At 72.5% G+C, this 18,356-nt stretch carries 9 protein-coding genes and 1 pseudogene; 7 read left to right on the top strand and 3 right to left on the bottom strand.

Annotated features, from left to right (window positions below; translation table 11 throughout):
- Positions 1–3: 3 nt before the first annotated feature.
- From IE242_RS11155 to IE242_RS11180, 6 genes and pseudogenes are all read left to right on the top strand, one after another.
- Complete coding sequence (locus tag IE242_RS11155; RefSeq protein ID WP_189858460.1) at positions 4–1,758, top strand: sulfite reductase subunit alpha; 1,755 nt, start codon at positions 4–6, stop codon at positions 1,756–1,758.
- A gap of 104 nt (positions 1,759–1,862) precedes the next feature.
- Positions 1,863–2,684: a hypothetical protein gene (locus tag IE242_RS11160; RefSeq protein ID WP_189857947.1), complete on the top strand. Its 822-nt coding sequence runs from the start codon at positions 1,863–1,865 to the stop codon at positions 2,682–2,684.
- A 145-nt stretch (positions 2,685–2,829) separates the two neighbouring features.
- Positions 2,830–3,117, top strand: a pseudogene (locus IE242_RS11165) (HAD domain-containing protein); the annotation flags it as partial.
- A gap of 214 nt (positions 3,118–3,331) precedes the next feature.
- On the top strand, positions 3,332–4,267 hold the full coding sequence (locus tag IE242_RS39170) for an AfsR/SARP family transcriptional regulator (protein ID WP_189857949.1): 936 nt from the start codon (positions 3,332–3,334) through the stop codon (positions 4,265–4,267).
- Positions 4,264–4,665, top strand: coding sequence for a GerW family sporulation protein (locus tag IE242_RS11175; RefSeq protein ID WP_189857951.1), 402 nt, complete (start codon positions 4,264–4,266; stop codon positions 4,663–4,665). Before IE242_RS39170 ends, IE242_RS11175 begins: the two co-directional genes overlap by 4 nt.
- 651 nt (positions 4,666–5,316) lie before the next feature.
- Positions 5,317–5,523, top strand: a complete 207-nt coding sequence (locus IE242_RS11180; protein ID WP_189857953.1) for a hypothetical protein — start codon at positions 5,317–5,319, stop codon at positions 5,521–5,523.
- Between the two features lie 47 nt (positions 5,524–5,570).
- Here IE242_RS11180 and IE242_RS11185 read toward each other — a convergent pair whose 3' ends face one another.
- From IE242_RS11185 to IE242_RS11195, 3 genes are all read right to left on the bottom strand, one after another.
- Positions 5,571–6,635, bottom strand: a complete 1,065-nt coding sequence (locus tag IE242_RS11185) for a medium chain dehydrogenase/reductase family protein (protein ID WP_189857954.1) — start codon at positions 6,633–6,635, stop codon at positions 5,571–5,573.
- Positions 6,636–6,773: 138 nt separating this feature from the next.
- Positions 6,774–7,337: a TetR/AcrR family transcriptional regulator gene (locus IE242_RS11190; RefSeq protein WP_189857956.1), complete on the bottom strand. Its 564-nt coding sequence runs from the start codon at positions 7,335–7,337 to the stop codon at positions 6,774–6,776.
- A 194-nt stretch (positions 7,338–7,531) separates the two neighbouring features.
- Entirely contained in the window at positions 7,532–7,708 is a 177-nt protein-coding gene (locus IE242_RS11195; protein ID WP_189857958.1) for a hypothetical protein, read from the bottom strand.
- A gap of 836 nt (positions 7,709–8,544) precedes the next feature.
- Here IE242_RS11195 and IE242_RS11200 point away from each other — a divergent pair.
- On the top strand, positions 8,545–18,279 hold the full coding sequence (locus tag IE242_RS11200) for a non-ribosomal peptide synthetase/type I polyketide synthase (RefSeq protein WP_189857960.1): 9,735 nt from the start codon (positions 8,545–8,547) through the stop codon (positions 18,277–18,279).
- Positions 18,280–18,356 lie beyond the last annotated feature (77 nt).

Below are 18,356 nucleotides of genomic sequence, written 5' to 3' on the forward strand. Positions count from 1 at the left end.
CTCATGCCCCCCACCGGGTCCCTCATCCCGGCCGACGCGCCGTTCTCCGCCGCGCAGGAGGCCTGGCTCGCCGGGTTCATCGCGGGCATCGCGGCCGCCGGACGCCGGGGCACCGCCGCCTCCGACGCGCCCACGACCACCGTCGACGTGCTGTTCGGCACCCAGACCGGCAACGCCGAACTCCTCGCCGGGGAGCTCGTCGCCGGCGCCCGCGCCCACGGCCTCGGCGGCAGGGCCACCGCGCTCGACGACGTCACGCCCGAGCGGCTCGCCACCATGTCCCACGTGCTCGTCGTCACCTCGACGTACGGCGAGGGCGAGATGCCCGACAACGCCGGGCTGTTCTGGGAGGCGCTGCAGGCCGCCACGGCACCGCGCCTGGAGGGGCTGCGGTACGCGGTGCTCGGGCTCGGCGACCGGGGGTACGACGACTTCTGCCAGGCGGCGAAGCTCATCGACACCCGCCTGGAACAGCTCGGGGCGACCCGGCTGCACGACCGCGTCGACTGCGACGTCGACTTCGAGGAGCCCGCGGCGGCGTGGACGGGGGCGGTGCTGGAGCGGCTCGCGGCCGAGACAGGCGCCGCCCCGGCGACCCCGGCGGCTGCGGAGGCCACTCCGGCTCCGGCAGCCGCCCGGCCCCGCTCCCGGTGGAACAAGCGCACCCCGTACCGCTCCCGGCTCGCCGTCAACCGGCTGCTGTCCGCGCCGGGCAGCGCCAAGGAGATCCGGCACTACGAGTTCGACCTCGGCGACAGCGGCATCACGTACACGGCAGGTGACGCGCTTGCCGTCGTCCCCGTGAACGACGACGCCCTGGTCGGCGAGCTCCTCGCCCACCTCGGCGCGAGCGGCGACGAGGAGGCCGACGGGCGTCCGCTCGCGGAACTGTTGCGCACGGAGCGCGAGATCCGCACCCCGTCCAAGGAGCTGATCGCCGACCTCGTGCAGCGGGCGCCGACGAGCGAACTCGCCTCGGTCGTCGCGCACAGCGACCGCGCCGAGCTCGACTCCTGGCTCTGGGGCCGCGACGTGCTCGACCTGCTCCGCGACGCCGGCCCCGCCGCGCCGGGCCTCACTGACCTCCTCCCGTTCCTGCGCCCGCTGCAGGCCCGCCAGTACTCGATCTCGTCGAGCCCGCTCGCCCACCCGGACCGCATCCACCTCACCGTCGCGTCCGTCCGCTACGGCAGCCGGGACCGCCGGTACGAGGGCGTCACCTCGTCCTACCTCGCCGACCGCATCGGCGAGGAGGGGGCCGCCGGGATCTACCCCCAGCCGAACGCCTCCTTCGGCGTCCCCTCGGACGACGACGCCCCGATGATCATGATCGGTCCGGGCACGGGCATCGCACCCTTCCGTGGCTTCCTCCACGAACGCGCCGCGCGGGGCGCCTCCGGCCGCAACTGGCTGTTCTTCGGCGACCAGCACCGCGCCACCGACTTCGTGTACGAGGACGAGCTGACCGAACTGCGCGGGCGCGGCGTCCTCACCGAGCTCGACCTCGCGTTCTCGCGCGACCAGGCCGAGAAGGTCTACGTGCAGACACGGATGCGCGAGCGGTCGCGCGAGCTGTACGCGTGGCTCGAGGACGGCGCGCACGTCTACGTCTGCGGCGACGCCTCCCGCATGGCGAAGGACGTCGAGGCGGCCCTGCTGGGCGTCATCGCCGAGCAGCGCGGACGCGGCGGCGGCGACGCCGCGGAGTACCTCGCGGACCTGCGCCGGTCGAAGCGCTACGTACGGGACGTGTACTGACCATGACGGACCACCGTCCCGGGCGGCGGGACACCGACGGCGGGTGCGCGTTCGAAGGGTGCTGCGGCCGGCGGAACAGCGCCGTGCGGCTGATCGATACGCGAATGCCGGAGCTGGCACGGTGCCTGACGCTCTTCCGGTACGTCCAGGCGGTCACCGGAGGGCCGGTCGCACACATCGACCAGGCCGGCAGCTACGCGGTCCCGAGCCTGCGCGGCGACGCGTTCGCCGTCCAGCCGGGCTCGATCGCCCTGCGCATCGATCCCGACGGCGTCGCCTCGGCCGTGGTCGAGCACGACAAGGGCACCGACTCGGTCACCCTGCGCCTGCTCGACGCGGACGGCCGCACCGTGCACCAGGGGCGGCTGCTCTCCGAGGGAGACCGTCTGCTGGCCGGGCTCGTCGGCACGGTCGACGCCGGAGCACCGGCCGCCGGGCCGTCCGCGGCGCCCGAAGTGCCGGCGTGGGAGAACGGCGACCAGCTCGCCCAGCTCGACGCCATCCTCACGGACGGCGGGGCCGCCCGGCGCCGGGCGTCCGGCCGGTACCGCGGCACGCACCGGGCGATCGACGTCAGCGTCGTACCCGCGGTGCTGGACCACGTCTGCTCCGTCGGGCTGCCGATCGGCGTCGCGGTGTTCGCCCCGGCGGCCATGCAGGCGTGCAGCGGCCGTCTCCACGTCACCGACCAGACCATCGATGGGCGGGTGTTCGCGGCGTTCGCGGACGGCTCGGTGGAGATCGACCTCGCGGGCGTCCGGGCGTGCCACCTGGTCCGCTCCACGGCGGCGCACGGCCCGACCTCGGCGATCGAGCTCGATGACGCGGACGGGCGCTGCGTCGCGGTCATCACGCAGTTCGGGATCGTCGGGGAGGACGTACACACGGCGTGGGAGGACCTCGCGACGTCACTGCCCGATGCCTGAGAGGGCAAACCGCAGCGAAGAACGCCGAGGTGCTCATCCTGCGCCACGAGGCCGCGGTATTGCGCCGACAGACCACCACCGGAGCGTTCCCTCACGCACCTGCTCGCCCGGCACCAGCGCCTTACCGAACCGCGACGGTGCCGTCGTGCTCCGTTCTGGACTGCCCCTGCTCTTCCTCGATGTCGACGGCCCTCTCATTCCCTTCGGGGCTACGCAGCAACAGCTGCCCGGGGACTACCCGACCTATGAGGCCGCGCGCACTCCACGAGGGGCCGCCACGAACCCGCTCATCACCAGGATCGATCCCGCACTCGGGCCACGCCTGCTGGCCCTGCCGTGCACGCTGGTGTGGGCCACCACGTGGGGGGCCGATGCGAACGACTGCATCTCTCCCTGGCTCGGCCTGCCGGAGCTGCCCGTGGTGGACCGGCCACCGCTGGCTGCAGCTCCATCCGGCTGACCGCCTCCCCGGCGTGACGTAACGATGCCCGGCGAAGAGCGCGCGTACGGAGATCGACCGCAATGGGGTGTAACCAGTACTGATTGCAGCGCCTTCGCAGCGGGCGCGGAGAAGTGCCGCCCGTCGACGGGGGCTCGGAGGGCTCCGCGCGAGTTAGGTTGGCCCTGCCCCCGGTAGGGAGTCGGTGATGGACGATCACACGGCGTCCCCCAAGCTGCGCTTTGCGGTGCTCGGTCCACTGCGGGTGTGGCGGAATGGGGCGGAGCTGAACGCCGGCCCGGTGCAGCAACGCGTGGTGCTCGCAGTACTGCTGCTGCACGCCAACCGGCCGGTGCCAAGGGAGAAGTTGATCGACGCTGTGTGGGGCCAGGCGGCCCCAGGGCGTGCGGTCAATCTGCTGCAGCGGCACGCCGCCGGGCTCCGCCGAGTGCTCGAGCCAGGCCGGCCGGCGCGCGCTCCGTCCCGGCTGTTGGTGTGGTCCGAGGCGGGCTACACACTGACGGTGCCAGCCGGAGCGCTCGATCTGGAAACGTTTACTGCGCAGGTGCAGCGGGGGCGAGCAGCCCGGGCCGGCGGAGACCTGCCTGCGGCGGCCGAGGCGCTGCACAGGGCGCTGGACATGTTGCGGGGCCGGCTCTGCGAGGGCCTGGCCGCTCCGCTGCTGGACGCCGAGCGAGACCGGTTCGAGAGACCGGCTTGTGATCACTTCATTCGCCCTGGTCAGAGACGCCGACAAGCCTGCACGCACATGGCACGTCGTATCGTCATGTCCTGCAAGGAGCCACACTCAACGGCCATGGCACCCATGGGAACCCGACCGAACGAACCTGCCTACCGCTGCTCGACGTGGTACTCAACCCAAGTAGCGAGCTTCGACCAACCCTGGCGCTGTGTTCTGCGACACCGGCCAGGGTTGCGCTCTTCATGCGGCTGTCTCGGTGCGCGGAGCCGGTTTCGTTGCTGGGCCATGTCCTGGTTTGCGTTCCCGCTGCCCCCAACCACAACTGCGTGTATTCTCACCGCGGTGGACTGCTTCGCCTTCGCCGAGATTCGAATGTCCTCCCCGGCCGCCATCGACCTTCTGAGCCCAGCCGAACGCCCGGCTGAGGGCGGCCGCCGATGACCGCCTCGGAGAACGCACCGCTGGAAGCGAGGGCGGCAGACCAAGTCTCTGCCGTTCTGCTGCAACAGCTGGCCGACAAGCTCGGTGGCCGGGCTCAGGGCACTGTCGTCTTCGGCGAGCCCATCGTGAGCCAGGACGTCACCGTGATCCCCGTGGCGCGGATCGGGTTCGGCTTCGGCGGCAACGCCGGCCAGGAGGCCGGCAAGGACGGCGTGGCCGGCGGCGGGTTCGAAGCAAGGCCGCTCGGCTTCATCGAGCTCAAAAAGGGCAAGACCACGTACAAGCCCATCCGTGATCCCTGGGTGAACGTCCTCGTACCACTGGCGGGCGGCTGCCTGGCCGGGGCCGCGCTCCTGTGCTACCTGGCGCGGCGGGGGAGTCGGGCGCGCCGCGGCTGAACACCCACACCACCGATGGACCTCAGCCAGACCAAGCCGGATCCAGCGCACCAGCACACATGACACGTCGAGAGAGCCGTCGCACCGAAGTTCCGCCGACTTCACCCGCCTGACCCGGGATCGCGACGCGAAGTCGACCGCCGCCTTCGACGCGGTCTTCGCCAGTGTGGACATCACCGTCGTCGAGATCCCGCCGCGCAGCACCGACCGCATCCCGCAAGCGGAACGCGACCCCGGTCTCAACCCCTGCCGACGCCCCGGAACGAACACCGACGCGCACTGTCGTTCGCCGCCGGACGAACTGTCGCGACCGACGCTCCCGAAAGCCACAGTGGTAAGAACGCACGACGGCCAAGCGCCATAAGCATCGGACACGTTCAAATGACGCTCTGATGCTGCATTTAATCGGAGGAATTAGTCTTCCTGCGGTTTTCCCTTATTAAACCTCATATTCCTGGACTGACGCTCATAGTATCGAAACAAGTGATAACGGTGTTCGTTCGCACGAGGCCGTCGACGTGGGCGAGCGGACGGTGTGTGGTCGTGTGGACGGTGGCGACGGACTGCCGAGAGTACGGAAGAGGTGAACCGGGAGGCGTACAGGCACGTTGCTGGAGGTGGAACACGGGGTCCCAGAGGCAGGAGGCGGGCATGGAATGCGAGCAGGTGAAGGTCGATCTGGCGGCCGAGGCGCTGACGGGCGAGGCCGAGCCGGAGGGCGAGGCACGCCTCGCCCATCTGGACGGGTGCGGGCGCTGCCGGCGGGAACACGAGGAGATGCGCGGCCTGGCGAGGCTGCTGGCCGCCACGACGACGCCGTACGAGCCGGACGTCCCGGCGGCGCCCGATCCGCGGTAGGTGGCACACCGCGTCCCGGCAGCCCCGAGTGGCAGACCTTGCGCGTGTCAGGCCCGGTGAGTGCCGGGCCTGTCGCCGTCCGCGCCCGGAGCGATGACGACCTTGCCGACCACCGTCCCGGACTCGGCGTGCCGGAGGGCCTCGGCGGCCCGGTGCAGGGGGAAGACGCGGTCGATGCGCGCCTCGACGGTGCCGTCGCGCAGCAGGGCGAAGATCTCGGCGAGGTCCTCGCGCAGTTCTGCGCGGTAACGGTGCGGGTGGCGGGCCTTCCCGGCCCACAGGTTGAAGAAGTGGGCGTGCCGCCCGTCGGGCAGGGCGTTCCAGAGGGCGAGCCGGGCGACGAGCCGCAGGACCGTGAGGGTTCCGTTGCCGTCGTGGTCGCGGGTGGAGGCGCTGCCGTAGGAGACGAGGGTGCCGCCGGGAGCGAGCATGCGCCAGGAGTTCTTCACGCTCTTGCCGCCGACGTGGTCGAAGACCGCCGCGACGCCCTCGGGGGCCAGTTCCCGGACGCGGGCGAGCACGTCGTCGCGGTAGTCGACGGGCACGGCGCCCAGTGCGGCGACGGCCTGCCGGTTGCGGGCCGAGGCGGTGCCGATGACGCGGATGCCCCGGGCGCGGGCGAACTGGACGAGCACACTGCCGACACCGCCGTTCGCCCCGTGCACCACGACGGTGTCCCCCGACCGGACGCGCGCCGTGCGGAAGAGCATCCGCCAGGCCGTCAGGCCGTTGGTCACCAGGGTTTCGGCCTCCGCGGCCCCCACCCCGTCCGGCACCGGTACGAGGTCGGCGGCGTCCAGCAGGACGTGGTCCGCCCAGCCGCCGGTCTTGGTGAGTGCCGCGACCCGCTGCCCCGGAGCCAGGGCACGCGGTTCGTCCGTGGCCGGCCCCAGTTCCTCGACGACGCCGACGAGGTCGTAGCCGGGTACGAAGGGAAAGGCCGGCATGTCGTAGTACTTGCCGCGCCGCATCTGCTGTTCGGCGAAGCTCACCCCGCTGGCCTCGACCCGCACGAGCGCCTGCCCGGGGCCCGGCTCCGGCAGCGTCCTGACGCGGACCTCCAGAATCTCGGGCTCTCCGACGGCGGGCAGGACGATCTCGGTGGCGTGCATGGCTTCTCCTTGACTGGAGGGTGCTGGATCCATGAATGAGAGCGGCCGAAGAGTGTGGTTGACCACTCACTTGCTGCGCCGAAACAAGGCGGCCACCAGTCCCGCGAAGGACCGGGCGGCCGCCCGGCGCCGGGCGCGTCAGTAATGCGCGATACCCGCGCCGAGGGTGCGGGTCCAGGGGGCGTCGACGGAGGTGACGTCCAGGCTGACGATCAGATGGCAGAGCATGCCGGTGGCGAAGAACCGCTGGACCTGTTCCTCACTGCCCCCCGAAGCCCCGCGCACGTACTCGACCATACGGGCGTACCCGGCACGCACCGCCTCCTGGATCACCGGCTCCGACACCGCCGCCGCCTGGGCGTGCAACTGCACAAGGAGCAGGTCATTGTCGCTGATCAGGCGGGCGTATGCATCGCCCATCGAATCGAGCACCACCTGAGGCTCGCTGCTCGTGGCCGCAGCCGCACCCCGTTCCATCGCGCTGCGCACCCGGGTGAAGCAGTGCGCGACGACCGCGGCGAACAGCGCCTCCTTGTTCGGGAAGAGGCGGTAGACGTACGCCTGCGAGATCCCGGCCGCCTTGGCGACCTCCGTGGTGGTCGTGCCGAAGTACCCGCGGGCGGCGAAGGCACCGATGGCCGTGCGCAGCACCGTCTCCCTGCGTTCCTCGGCGGTGGAGAGCTGTCGGCGATCCGTCTTCATGTGAGTACTCAATCACTCACTCCACTGGGACGTCAAGACGGCGCGAGGAGACGGATACGGCGCACCGGGCCTTCACCGACGACGGGGCGTCCTGCCTGTGGCGAGGGCAACGCGGTCGGCTCGCCCGGCGTGGGCAGGAACGGACGGTGCCGCGTTCAGGCCACCACGGTGAACAGCCCGGTCGTGCCGCCGAGTCAGGCCAGGGAGATCTCGCCGGGGATGCCGCCGCCGTAGCCGAGGTGGCGCTGCCAAAGTCGACCGCCGCCTTCGACGCGGTCTTCGCCAGTGGGGACATCACCGTCGTCGAGATTCCGCCGCGCAGCGCCGACCGGACCCGGAATGCGGAACGCGATCGACGCCCCGAAAGCCACCGTGGCAAGAACGCACGACGGTCAATTGCCTAAGCACCGGACACGTCCAAGTGATGCTCTGATGCTGGAAATGCCGCGTTGGCCGGTTGCATTCTGCCGCCTACCGGCGGCGGCTTGCGTACATTTAATCGGAGGAATCAGCCTTCGTGCGGTTTTTTCTTATTAAGCCTCGCATTTCCGCACTGACGCCCATAGTATCGAAACAAGTGATAATGGTGTTCGTTCGCACCACGTTCGCACCGCACCGAATCACCGAGGGGGTGTCATGGGTGAACGGCTGCTTATCCTGCTGCCACATGCCGCGCACTCGTCCCTGCCGGCAGCACTCGTGGCGATATCCGATCACGGCGCTGCTGCTCGGCCCGCCCAGCCACGTCCTCACAGCCTCGAACAGCACAGACAGCACAGACAGCACCACAGCGTCGATCCGGCGGAGGCCGGCCGCCACGGCTCCGACTTCGTCGTACGGACGGCGCCTTCGGCAGCTTCACCTGGAGGCCGGGCCGACGGCCGGTCGCGGCGGCAACTGTCCGATCCGGCGTCCGTCCCGGCCGGCCCCGGCCCCGGTATCGGTATCGGTATCGATGAGGTTGTCGCCGGTCATCTCCAGGCCCGGCGCCGACCCGCCCTCGCCGACGACTCCACGGCCGGGACGGCCGGGGTGAGTTGACCGATCTCGTCCGACCGTCCGCGCTCGCCCCGGCCCCTGTGGCCCGTTCCTCGGCCGTCCCGGCCCTCCGCCTGCACGGATCCGGGCCATGGCCGCTGCCCCAAAGCCCGTGTGGCTCTCCTGTGCCCTCGCCACGTTGCGAACGCAGCGATTCAAGGAGTCGACCATGCCGGACTCACACATCGTCACGTCCCGAGATCCATCCGCCGCCACCGCCGCCTCCACCAGCGCCACCGAGACCGTCGGTGCCCCGGCCATCGACAGGCCATCCGTTCCGTCCGCCTCCACCGGACCTGCCGGTGACCGGGAGAAGATCGCGATCATCGGGATCGGATGCCGGCTGCCCGGCGGGGCCTGCGACCACCGGTCGTTCTGGCAGGACCTGGTCGACGGCAAGGACTGCATCACACCGACCCCACCCAGCCGGTACGACGTGTCCACTCTGGGCAGCCGGTCCAAGGCCAAGCCGGGCCGGCTGGTCGGCGGCCGGGGCGGCTACATCGACGGCTTCGACGAGTTCGACCCGGCGTTCTTCGGCATCAGCGGCCGTGAGGCCGACCACATGGACCCGCAGCAGCGGAAGCTGCTCGAGGTGGCGTGGGAGGCGCTGGAGGACGGCGGACAGAAGCCGGCCGAGCTGGCGGGCCGTGAGGTCGGCGTCTACGTCGGCGCGTTCACCCTGGACTACAAGATCGTCCAGTTCTCGGACCTCTCCTTCGAGACGCTGGCCGCGCACACCGCCACCGGCACCATGATGACGATGGTGTCGAACCGCATCTCGCACTGCTTCGACTTCCGCGGCCCCAGCGTCTCCGTCGACACCGCCTGCTCCTCCTCCTTGGTCGCCGTCCACCTCGCCGTGCAGAGCCTGCTGCGCGGCGAGACCGACCTCGCCCTGGCCGGCGGCGTCCTGCTGCACATCGCCCCGCAGTACACGATCGCCGAGACCAAGGGCGGCTTCCTCTCCCCCCAGGGCCGTTCCCGCACCTTCGACGCGGCGGCCGACGGCTACGTCCGGGCCGAGGGGGTCGCGGTGGTCGCGCTCAAGCGGCTCTCCGACGCGCTCCGGGACGGCGACCCGGTGCACGCCGTCGTCATCGGCAGCGGCGTCAACCAGGACGGCCGTACCAACGGCATCACGGTGCCCAACCCGGACGCCCAGGTCGCCCTGATCGAGCGGGTGTGCGCCGAGGCCGGGATCGTCCCCGGCGGCCTGCAGTACGTCGAGGCGCACGGCACCTCCACCGCGGTCGGAGACCCGATCGAGGCGAACGCGCTGGCCCGCGCGCTGGCGGTCGGCCGCCGCCCCGGGGACAGGTGCTACGTCGGCTCGGTCAAGACCAACATCGGGCACACCGAGTCCGCCTCCGGTCTGGCCGGGCTGATCAAAACCGCGCTGGCGCTCGAGCACCGGCTGATCCCGCCGCACATCAACCTGGAGCGGCTCAATCCAGCCATCGACCCGGCCACCCTGCCGTACGAGATCCCCACCGAACCGACCCCCTGGCCGGCGCACGAGGGGCCGGCCAGGGCCGGGGTCAACTCCTTCGGCTTCGGCGGTACCAACGCACACGTACTGCTGGAGGCCGCACCGGAACCGCAGCCGGAACCAGAGATGGAGCCGGAGCCGGAACCCGAGCCGGAGTCCGCAGAGGAGTGCGGCGACGAGTGCGGCGAACCCGCCGGGCATCCCGCCTGGACGGTGCTGCCGCTCACCGCCCGGGAGGCCACCGCGCTGCCCGAGCTGGCCGCCGGCATCCGGGCCGAGCTGGCCGGCGTCCGGGGCAGCGTCCCGGCCCGCCCGGCCGACCTCGGCCACACCCTGGCCCACCGCCGCCAGCACCATGACGCCCGGCTCTCGGTGGTCTACGACGCCCGGGACCCGGTCGCCCGCGCCTCGCTGGACGAGGCGCTCGCCGCCTGCCTGCGTGGCGAGCCGCATCCTCGGGTGCTCACCGACCGGCGCCGCGAGCCCCGGCACCGCCGACTGGTCTGGGTGTTCACCGGCATGGGCCCGCAGTGGTGGGCCATGGGCCGTCAGCTGTTCGCCACCGAGCCGGTCTACCGGGAGGCCGTCGAGGCCTGCGCCGGGCACCTGGCCGAGCTCACCGGCTGGTCGCTCACCGAGGAGCTGGCCGCCGACGAGGCGCACTCCCGGATGACCGAGACATGGCTCGCCCAGCCCGCCAACTTCGCCGTCCAGGTCGGCCTGGCCGCGCTCTGGCGCAGTCGCGGCGTCCGCCCGGACGCGATCGTCGGCCACTCCACCGGTGAGGTGGCCGCCTTCCACGAGGCCGGCGTCCACGACCTGGCCGACGCGGTCAAGGTGGTGGTGCACCGCAGCCGGCTCCAGCAGAGGCTGGCCGGCACCGGCGGCATGCTCGCCGTTTCGCTCACCGAGGCCGAGGCGGTCCGGCGACTCCGCCCCTACGGCGACGCGGTCTCGGTGGCCGCCGTCAACAGCCCGACTTCGCTGACCCTCGCCGGGGACGCCGACGTGCTTGCCGAGCTGGCCGGTGCGCTCACCGCCGAGCAGGTCTTCGCCCGCCCGCTGACCGTCGACGTGCCGTACCACAGCGCCCGGATGGAGGAGATCAAGGACGAGCTGCTGGAGTCGCTGGCCGACCTCAAGGCCCGCCCGGCCCGGGTCCCGCTCCACCTCACCGGGCGCGAGGGCACCGCGCACGGCACCGAACTGGACGCCGGGTACTGGTGGCACAACGTCCGGGACAGCGTCCGCTTCCGGCAGGCGGTCGAGCGGCTGGCCGACGACGGGTACAGCCTCTTTCTGGAGATCGGTCCGCACCCGGTGCTCAGCCGTTCGATCGAGGAGACCGTCAAGGCCCGCGCGGGCACCGGGCGTGGCGGTGACACCGGTCCGCCCGAGGTGTGCACGCTGCCGTCGATCCGCCGCCAGGAGGACGAAGCAGCGACCTTCACCGCCTCGCTGGCCGCCCTGCACAACCTGGGTGTCGAGGTCGACTGGTCCGTGCTCCAGCCGACCGGACGCACGGTTCCGCTGCCGCGCTACCCGTTCCGGCGCGACCGGCACTGGGCCGAACCCCCGCCGGTCGCACAGATCCGGCAGGGGCGGCTGGACCACCCACTGCTCGGCCGTCGGCTGGCCGGGGCCGAACCGGCCTGGGAGGCCCGGCTGGACACCGAGGCGCTGCCCTACCTGGAGGACCACCGGATCCAGGGCAACGTTGTCTTCCCCGCCGCCGGCTACCTGGAGATGGCCGTCCAGGCCGTCCGCGCGCTGACCGGCGGCACCGACGCGGCGCTGACCGGTGTCGAGCTGCGCAAGGCGCTCTTCCTGCCCGACGAGGAGAGCCGCGCCGTCCAGCTCGTCCTCTCCGCCGAGCACGGCGGCTTCACCATCGCGACCCCCGCCGGGGAGGGCGCCGAGCCGACCGTGCACGCCGTCGGCACCGTCCGGCCCGGCCAGCGCCGCCGGCCCGGCCGACCGCTGGACGTCGCGGCGGTCCGCGACCGGGCCGTCCGTCACCTCGCCCGGCCGGACTGCTACGCCGGACTGGCCGCGCTCGGCTACCACTACGGCCCGGCGTTCCAGGGCATCGACGAGGTCTGGACCGGCCCCGGCGAGGCGCTGGCCAAGGTGCGGCCGACGGCGGCGGTGGCCGGGCAGGGAACGGGCCACCAGGTGCACCCGGTGGTGATGGACGCCTTCTTCCAGACCCTGCTGACGACCGAGCTGACGACCGGGCCGACGACCGGGCCGACGACGGCGGACCCCGGTGGCACACGGGTCCGGCTACCGGTCGCCATCGGGGAGGTCCGGCTGGAGGCGGTCGGTGACCGGCCGCTCTGGGTGCACGCCACCGTCACCCGGGACGCCGGCACCGAACTGGTCGGCGACATCGACGTGTACGACGAGCAGGGGGTGCCGCTCGGCGGGATCGCCGGGTTCCGGGCCGCCGACGTGGAGCAGGCCGCCACCGCCGTCGGACTGGCCACCATCGACGGCTGGCTCGTCGAACCGGCCTGGACACAGCTGCCGGACGCGCCCGACACCGCCGCTCCGTCGGCCTCGGCCGAACACCCGGACCACTGGCTGCTGTTCGCGGACCGGCAGGGCGTGGCCGAGGCACTGGCCGAGCGGATCACCGCACGCGGTGGCAGCTGCCAGCTGGTGCGGGCAGGCACCGGATACCGACCGGGCACCGGACACCAGCCGGGCACCGGACACCAGCCGACCACCGACGGCGGTCCGCCCACCGACGGCCCCCCGACCAGCAACGGCGGTCCGCCCACCGACGACCACCCGCCCACCAACGACGGCCCGCCCACCAACGACCACCCGACCACCGTCGAGCCCGGTTCCACCGCCGACCTAGCCCGGCTGCTGGCCGACCGCCGGGCGTCGGGCGTGCCCGACCCGGCCGCCGTCGTCCACCTCTGGAACCTCGACCGGCCGGAGCTGGCCACCGCCGGCCACGCCGCCGTGGCGGGCCACACCGGTGCCGGCGGGTACAGCCTGATCGCGCTCGCCGCGCTGCTGCCGGCCGAACTGCCGGGGTGCCGGCTCCACATCGTCACCCGGTCCGCGCAGGCCACCGCCCCCGGCGAGCCGGTCGAACCGCTCGGCGCCCCCGCCTGGGGAATCGGCCGGGTACTGCGTCACCAGGAGCTGCCCGGCCACCCCGGCAAACTGATCGACCTCGGCCCGGCCGGCCCGGCCGGGAACGCCGGAGCCGGGGCCGAGGCGGACGCGCTGCTGCGCGAGTTCGCGTCGGCCGACGAGGACGAGATCGCGCTGCGCCCGGGCCGCCGGCTGACCAGCCGGCTCCGCCCGGCCGAGGAGCTGACCCGGCCGTTGCCGGCCGGCCTGCGGCCGGACGCCGCGTACCTGGTGACCGGTGCGTTCGGCGCGCTCGGCCGGCTGCTGTGCCGCACTCTGGTCCGGCGCGGCGCCCGTCGGCTGATCCTGGTCGGCCGCAGCCCGCTGCCGCCGCGCGAGCAGTGGCGCACCCTCGACCCGGCGAGCCCGGCCGGGCGGCGCGCCGCGTTCCTGCGCGAGTTGGAGACGCTCGGCGCCGAGCCGGTCCCGGCGCTGCTGGATGTCACCGACGAGTCCGGGGTGGCCGCCTGGCTGGACGGGTACCGGCGGCTGGACCGGCCGCCGATCCGCGGCGTCTTCCACCTGGCCGGGCAGGTCCGGGACACTTTGGTGGGCGAGCTGGACCGGGAGACCTACGACGCCGTCCACGGGCCCAAGGCGCTCGGCGCCCTCGCGTTGCACCGGCAGCTGGCCGGCGAACCGCTCGACCACTTCGTACTCTTCGCCTCGATCGCCTCGCTGCTGACCACCGCCGGGCAGGCCAACTACGCCGCCGGCAACGCCTTCCTGGACGCGCTGGCGCACCACCGCCGGGCCCACGGCCTGCCCGCGCTGAGCCTCGACTGGGGCCCCTGGGCCACCGGCATGATCGAGGAGCTCGGCCTGATCGACCACTACCGGAACAGCCGTGGGATGAGCTCGCTGGCCCCGGGGACCGGGATGGCGGTGCTGGAGCGGGTACTCGGCCAGGACCGGGCCCAACTGGTGGTCGCCACCGTGGTGGACTGGCCGGTCTTCCTCTCCTGGTACCCGGCGCCGCCGCCGCTGGTCGCCGAGCTGGCCGAGGCCGCCCAGGAGGCCGCCCCGGCCGACGAGCGCTCCGGCCTGCTCCAGACGCTGCGGGCGGCCGACGAGGCGGACCGGCCGGCGTTGCTCACCGAGCGGTTCACCGCGCTGGCCGCCACCGTGCTGAGGGTGCCGGCCGAGCGGATCGAGCCCGCTACCGGCCTCGGCGGCCTCGGCCTCGACTCGCTGCTCGCCATGGAGCTGCGGGCCCGGCTCACCACCGAGCTCGGCACCACCCTCCCGGTGGTGGCGCTGCTGAGCGACGCGCCGGTGGCGGAACTGGTCGACCGGTTGCACGAGTCGGTGGCCGAGGTACTCGACGAGGAGCGCGCCGGGCCGGGCACGGCCGAGACCGAACGGTACGAGGACGAGTCGGCGTACCCGCTGACGCAGAACCAGAAGGCGCTGTGGTTCCTCAAGCAGCTCAACCCGGACGGTTTCGCCTACAACATCGGCGGCGCGGTCGAGGTCCGGGTGGAGCTGCGGCCCGAGCCGATGGCCGCCGCCTTCCGGGCCATGGTCGAACGCCATCCCGGCCTGCGCGCCAACTTCGTGCTCGACGGCGGCCGTGCGGTGCAGCGGATCTCCGCCGAGGCGGCCCCGGACTTCGAGGTCTTCGACGTCGAGCACCTGGGCTGGGACGAGATCCACGCGATGATCGTCCGCGAGTACCGGAGGCCGTACGACCTGGAGCACGACCCGCTGGTGCGGTTCCGGCTGTTCCGGCGCGGACCGGACCGGTGGGTGATCATGAAGGCGGTCCACCACATCATCTCGGACGCGCTCTCCACCTTCACCTTCATCGAGGAGCTGCTCGCCGTCTACGAGGGGCTGCGCCGGGGCCGTGAGCCCGAGCTGCCCCCGGTCACCTCCCGCTACCTGGACTTCCTCAACCGGCAGAACGAGTTCCTGGCCGGACGGCAGGCGCCGCGGATGCTGGAGTACTGGCGCTCGCACCTGCCCGCCGAGGTGCCGGTCCTCGGTCTGCCCACCGACAAGCCGCGCCCGGCCGTGCAGACCCACAACGGCGCCTCGGAGTTCTTCGTGCTGGACGAGGAGCTCAGTGCCCGGGTGCACGCGCTGGCCCGGGAGCACCACGTCACCGTCTTCATGGTGCTGCTCAGCGCCTACTACCTGCTGCTGCACGCCTACGCGGGCCAGGACGACATCATCGTCGGCAGCCCGGTGACCGGACGCACCGACGAGGAGTTCGCCGGCGTCTACGGCTACTTCGTCAACCCTCTCCCCCTGCACGTCTCGCTGGCCGGCGAGCCGACCGTGGCCGAGCTGCTGGAGAGGGTGCGGACCACCGTGCTCGGCGGGCTGGACAACCAGGAGTATCCGTTCGTGCTGCTGGTGGAGAAGCTCGGGCTGCGGCACGACCCGAGCCGCTCGGCGGTCTTCCAGGTGATGTTCATCCTGCTCCACCACAAGGTGGCCACCGAGAAGTACGGCTACCGCCTGGAGTACATCGAACTCCCGGAGGAGGAGGGCCAGTTCGACCTGACCCTGTCCGCCTACGAGGACGAGGCGGAGCGCCGGTTCCACTGCGTCTTCAAGTACAACACCGACCTCTTCCTGCCCGAGACCATGGCCCGGCTGGCCGGGCACTACGTCCACCTGCTGGAGGGGCTGACCACGGCCGGACCGGAGCGGGTGGCCACCGGGCTGGAGCTGCTCGGCCGCGAGGAGCGGGCCCTGGTGCTGCGGCGGTGGAGCGGCGCGGACCGGGTGGTCCATGAGGAGCCGGTCCGTGAGGAGCCGGTCCATGAGCTGATCCTGCGCGCGGCGGCGGCCGACCCGGCGGCGCTCGCGGTGGCGGTCCCGGCCGGCTCCGGTCCGGCCGTCCGGATGGGCTACGGCGAACTGGCCGAGCGCTCCCGGCGGGCCGCCGCCCGGCTGCGGGAACTGGGGGCGGGGCCCGGCGCGGTGGTGGCGCTCTGCCTGGACAAGTCGCCGGAGCTGATCGTCGCCCTGCTCGCGGTGCTCCGTACCGGCGCCGCGTACCTGCCGCTCGACCCGGAACATCCGCCCGACCGGCTGGCGTACATGGTCGGACACGCCGGGGCCGGGCTGCTGGTCGGCGACGACCGGGAGCGGCTCGGGCACCTGCCGGCCCGGCTGGTCACCACCGCGGAACTCGACCGTGCGGTGGCCGGCTCCACCGGCTTCGCCGACGCGACGGTCGGCCCGGACGACCCCGCGTACGTCATCTACACCTCCGGCTCCACCGGCCGGCCCAAGGCCGTACGGGTCGGTCACGGCAATCTCGCCTCGGCCTGCCGGGCGTGGCGCGCCGAGTACCGGCTGGACACCGACGCCAGGGTCCACCTCCAGATGGCGAGCCCCTCCTTCGACGTCTTCACCGGGGACCTGGTCCGCGCGCTCTGCTCGGGCGGCGCCCTGGTGCTGGCCGGACGGGAGCTGCTGTTCGACACCGCCCGGCTGTACGAGGTGATGCGCACCGAGCGGGTGGACGCCGCCGAGTTCGTCCCGGCGGTGGTCCGTACCCTCGTCGGCCACTGCGAGCGGTCCGGTCTGCGGCTGGAGTTCATGCGGCTGCTGGTGGTCGGCTCGGACGTCTGGAAGGTCGAGGAGCACGAGCGGCTGCGCGCCCTCTGCTCCCCCGCGACCAGGCTGGTCAACTCCTACGGACTCACCGAGACCACCGTCGACAGCGCCTGTTTCGAGGGACCGACGGACGGGCTGGAGCCCGGCCGGATGGTGCCGATCGGCCGGCCGTTGCCGAACAGCTCGCTCTACCTTCTCGACCCGTACGGCCGGCCCGTCCCGCCCGGCGTCACGGGTGAGCTGTGGATCGGCGGCTCGGGCGTGGCGCTCGGCTACGTGGGGGACGAGGAGGAGACCGCCCGCCGGTTCGTCGCCCTGCCGCTCGGCGGTACCGACGGCACCGAGCCGGTCCGGGTCTACCGCACCGGCGACCTCGCCCGCTGGGACGCGGACGGCCGGGTGCACCTGCTGGGACGGGCCGACTCGCAGATCAAGGTGCGCGGCCACCGGATCGAGGCGGGCGAGATCGAGACCCGGCTCGCCGAGTGGCCCGGCCTGGAGCGTGCGGTGGTCACCGTCCGGCCCGACCACGCCGGGGAGAACGTGCTCTGCGCGTACTGCGTCCCGGCACCCGGGCGGACGCTCGACCGGCGCGGGCTCCGCCGCCACCTGGCCGGCTACCTGCCGACCTTCATGATCCCGACGTACCTCACCGAGCTGCCCGAACTGCCGCTCACCGCCAACGGCAAGGTGGACGTCGCCGCGCTGCCCGCCCCTCGGCCGGACGCCGCGGAGCAGGCCGCCGAGCCTCCGGTCACCCTCTACGAGCAGCGGATGGCCGCGCACTGGCAGGCGCTGCTGGGCGTCGAGGGGGCCGGTCTCCAGCACGACTTCTTCGAGTCGGGCGGCTCCTCGATCAGACTGATCGAGCTGATCCACGGTCTGCAGAGCGAGTTCGGCATCAGCATCCCGGTCAGCGAGTTCTTCAAGGTCACCACCCTGCACGGGATGGCGCGGACGGTCGAGCACATCGTCAACGGCCGGATCGAGGGTGCCCAGCCGTACCTCTCGTTCAACCAGGAGCAGCAGGAGACGCTCTTCTGCTTCCCGCCGGCCGGCGGCCACGGCCTGGTCTACCGGCAGTTCGCGGCGCACCTGCCGGAGTACCGGGTCGTCGCCTTCAACTACGTCGCCGGGGACGACAAGGTCGACCGGTACGCGGATGTGATCGAGTCGCTGCGGCCGGAAGGGCCGTGCGCCCTGCTCGGCTACTCGCTCGGCGGGAACCTCGCCTTCGAGGTGGCGGAGGAGCTGGAGCGGCGCGGCCGTTCGGTGACCCATGTGGTGATCATTGACTCGCACCGCATCCCGGAGCCCTTCGACCTCTCCGACGAGCACGTCGCGGCCTTCGAGCAGGAACTGGCGGAGCACCTCCAGCGGCACACCGGCTCGGCGATCGTCGCCGAGGAGACCCGCGAACAGGCCCGGGACTTCCTCCTGTTCTGCAGCCGCACGCCCAACGACGGGGTGATCACCGCGCCGGTCAGTGTGATCGCCGACGACGAGAAGGCGGCGCTCCACGAAGCCGGGCAGCACGGCGCCTGGCACGGCAGCTCGGCCGGACGGACGGCGGTCCTCTCGGGCTTCGGCACCCATGCCGAGATGCTCGACCGCGAGTACGCCGCCCACAACGCCGGGCTGGCCCGGTCGATCCTCACCGGAGCCGGCCCCGATGGCTCCTGAGACCGGTGTCGGCCCGCCCGCCCCGGACCGGCCGTCCAGCAGCGCCCCGGAACCCCCGGCACTCCTCGGGCCCCCGG

This window comes from Streptomyces poonensis, from assembly GCF_014650915.1.
Lineage (GTDB): Bacteria > Actinomycetota > Actinomycetes > Streptomycetales > Streptomycetaceae > Streptomyces > Streptomyces poonensis.

Bases quoted from the DNA above. Each gene is read 5' to 3' on its own strand.
- IE242_RS11155 (WP_189858460.1), top strand. From the start codon at position 4: ATGCCCCCCACCGGGTCCCTCATCCCGGCCGACGCGCCGTTCTCCGCC.
- IE242_RS11160 (WP_189857947.1), top strand. From the start codon at position 1,863: ATGCCGGAGCTGGCACGGTGCCTGACGCTCTTCCGGTACGTCCAGGCG.
- IE242_RS39170 (WP_189857949.1), top strand. From the start codon at position 3,332: ATGGACGATCACACGGCGTCCCCCAAGCTGCGCTTTGCGGTGCTCGGT.
- IE242_RS11175 (WP_189857951.1), top strand. From the start codon at position 4,264: ATGACCGCCTCGGAGAACGCACCGCTGGAAGCGAGGGCGGCAGACCAA.
- IE242_RS11180 (WP_189857953.1), top strand. From the start codon at position 5,317: ATGGAATGCGAGCAGGTGAAGGTCGATCTGGCGGCCGAGGCGCTGACG.
- IE242_RS11185 (WP_189857954.1), bottom strand. From the start codon at position 6,635: ATGCACGCCACCGAGATCGTCCTGCCCGCCGTCGGAGAGCCCGAGATT.
- IE242_RS11190 (WP_189857956.1), bottom strand. From the start codon at position 7,337: ATGAAGACGGATCGCCGACAGCTCTCCACCGCCGAGGAACGCAGGGAG.
- IE242_RS11200 (WP_189857960.1), top strand. From the start codon at position 8,545: ATGCCGGACTCACACATCGTCACGTCCCGAGATCCATCCGCCGCCACC.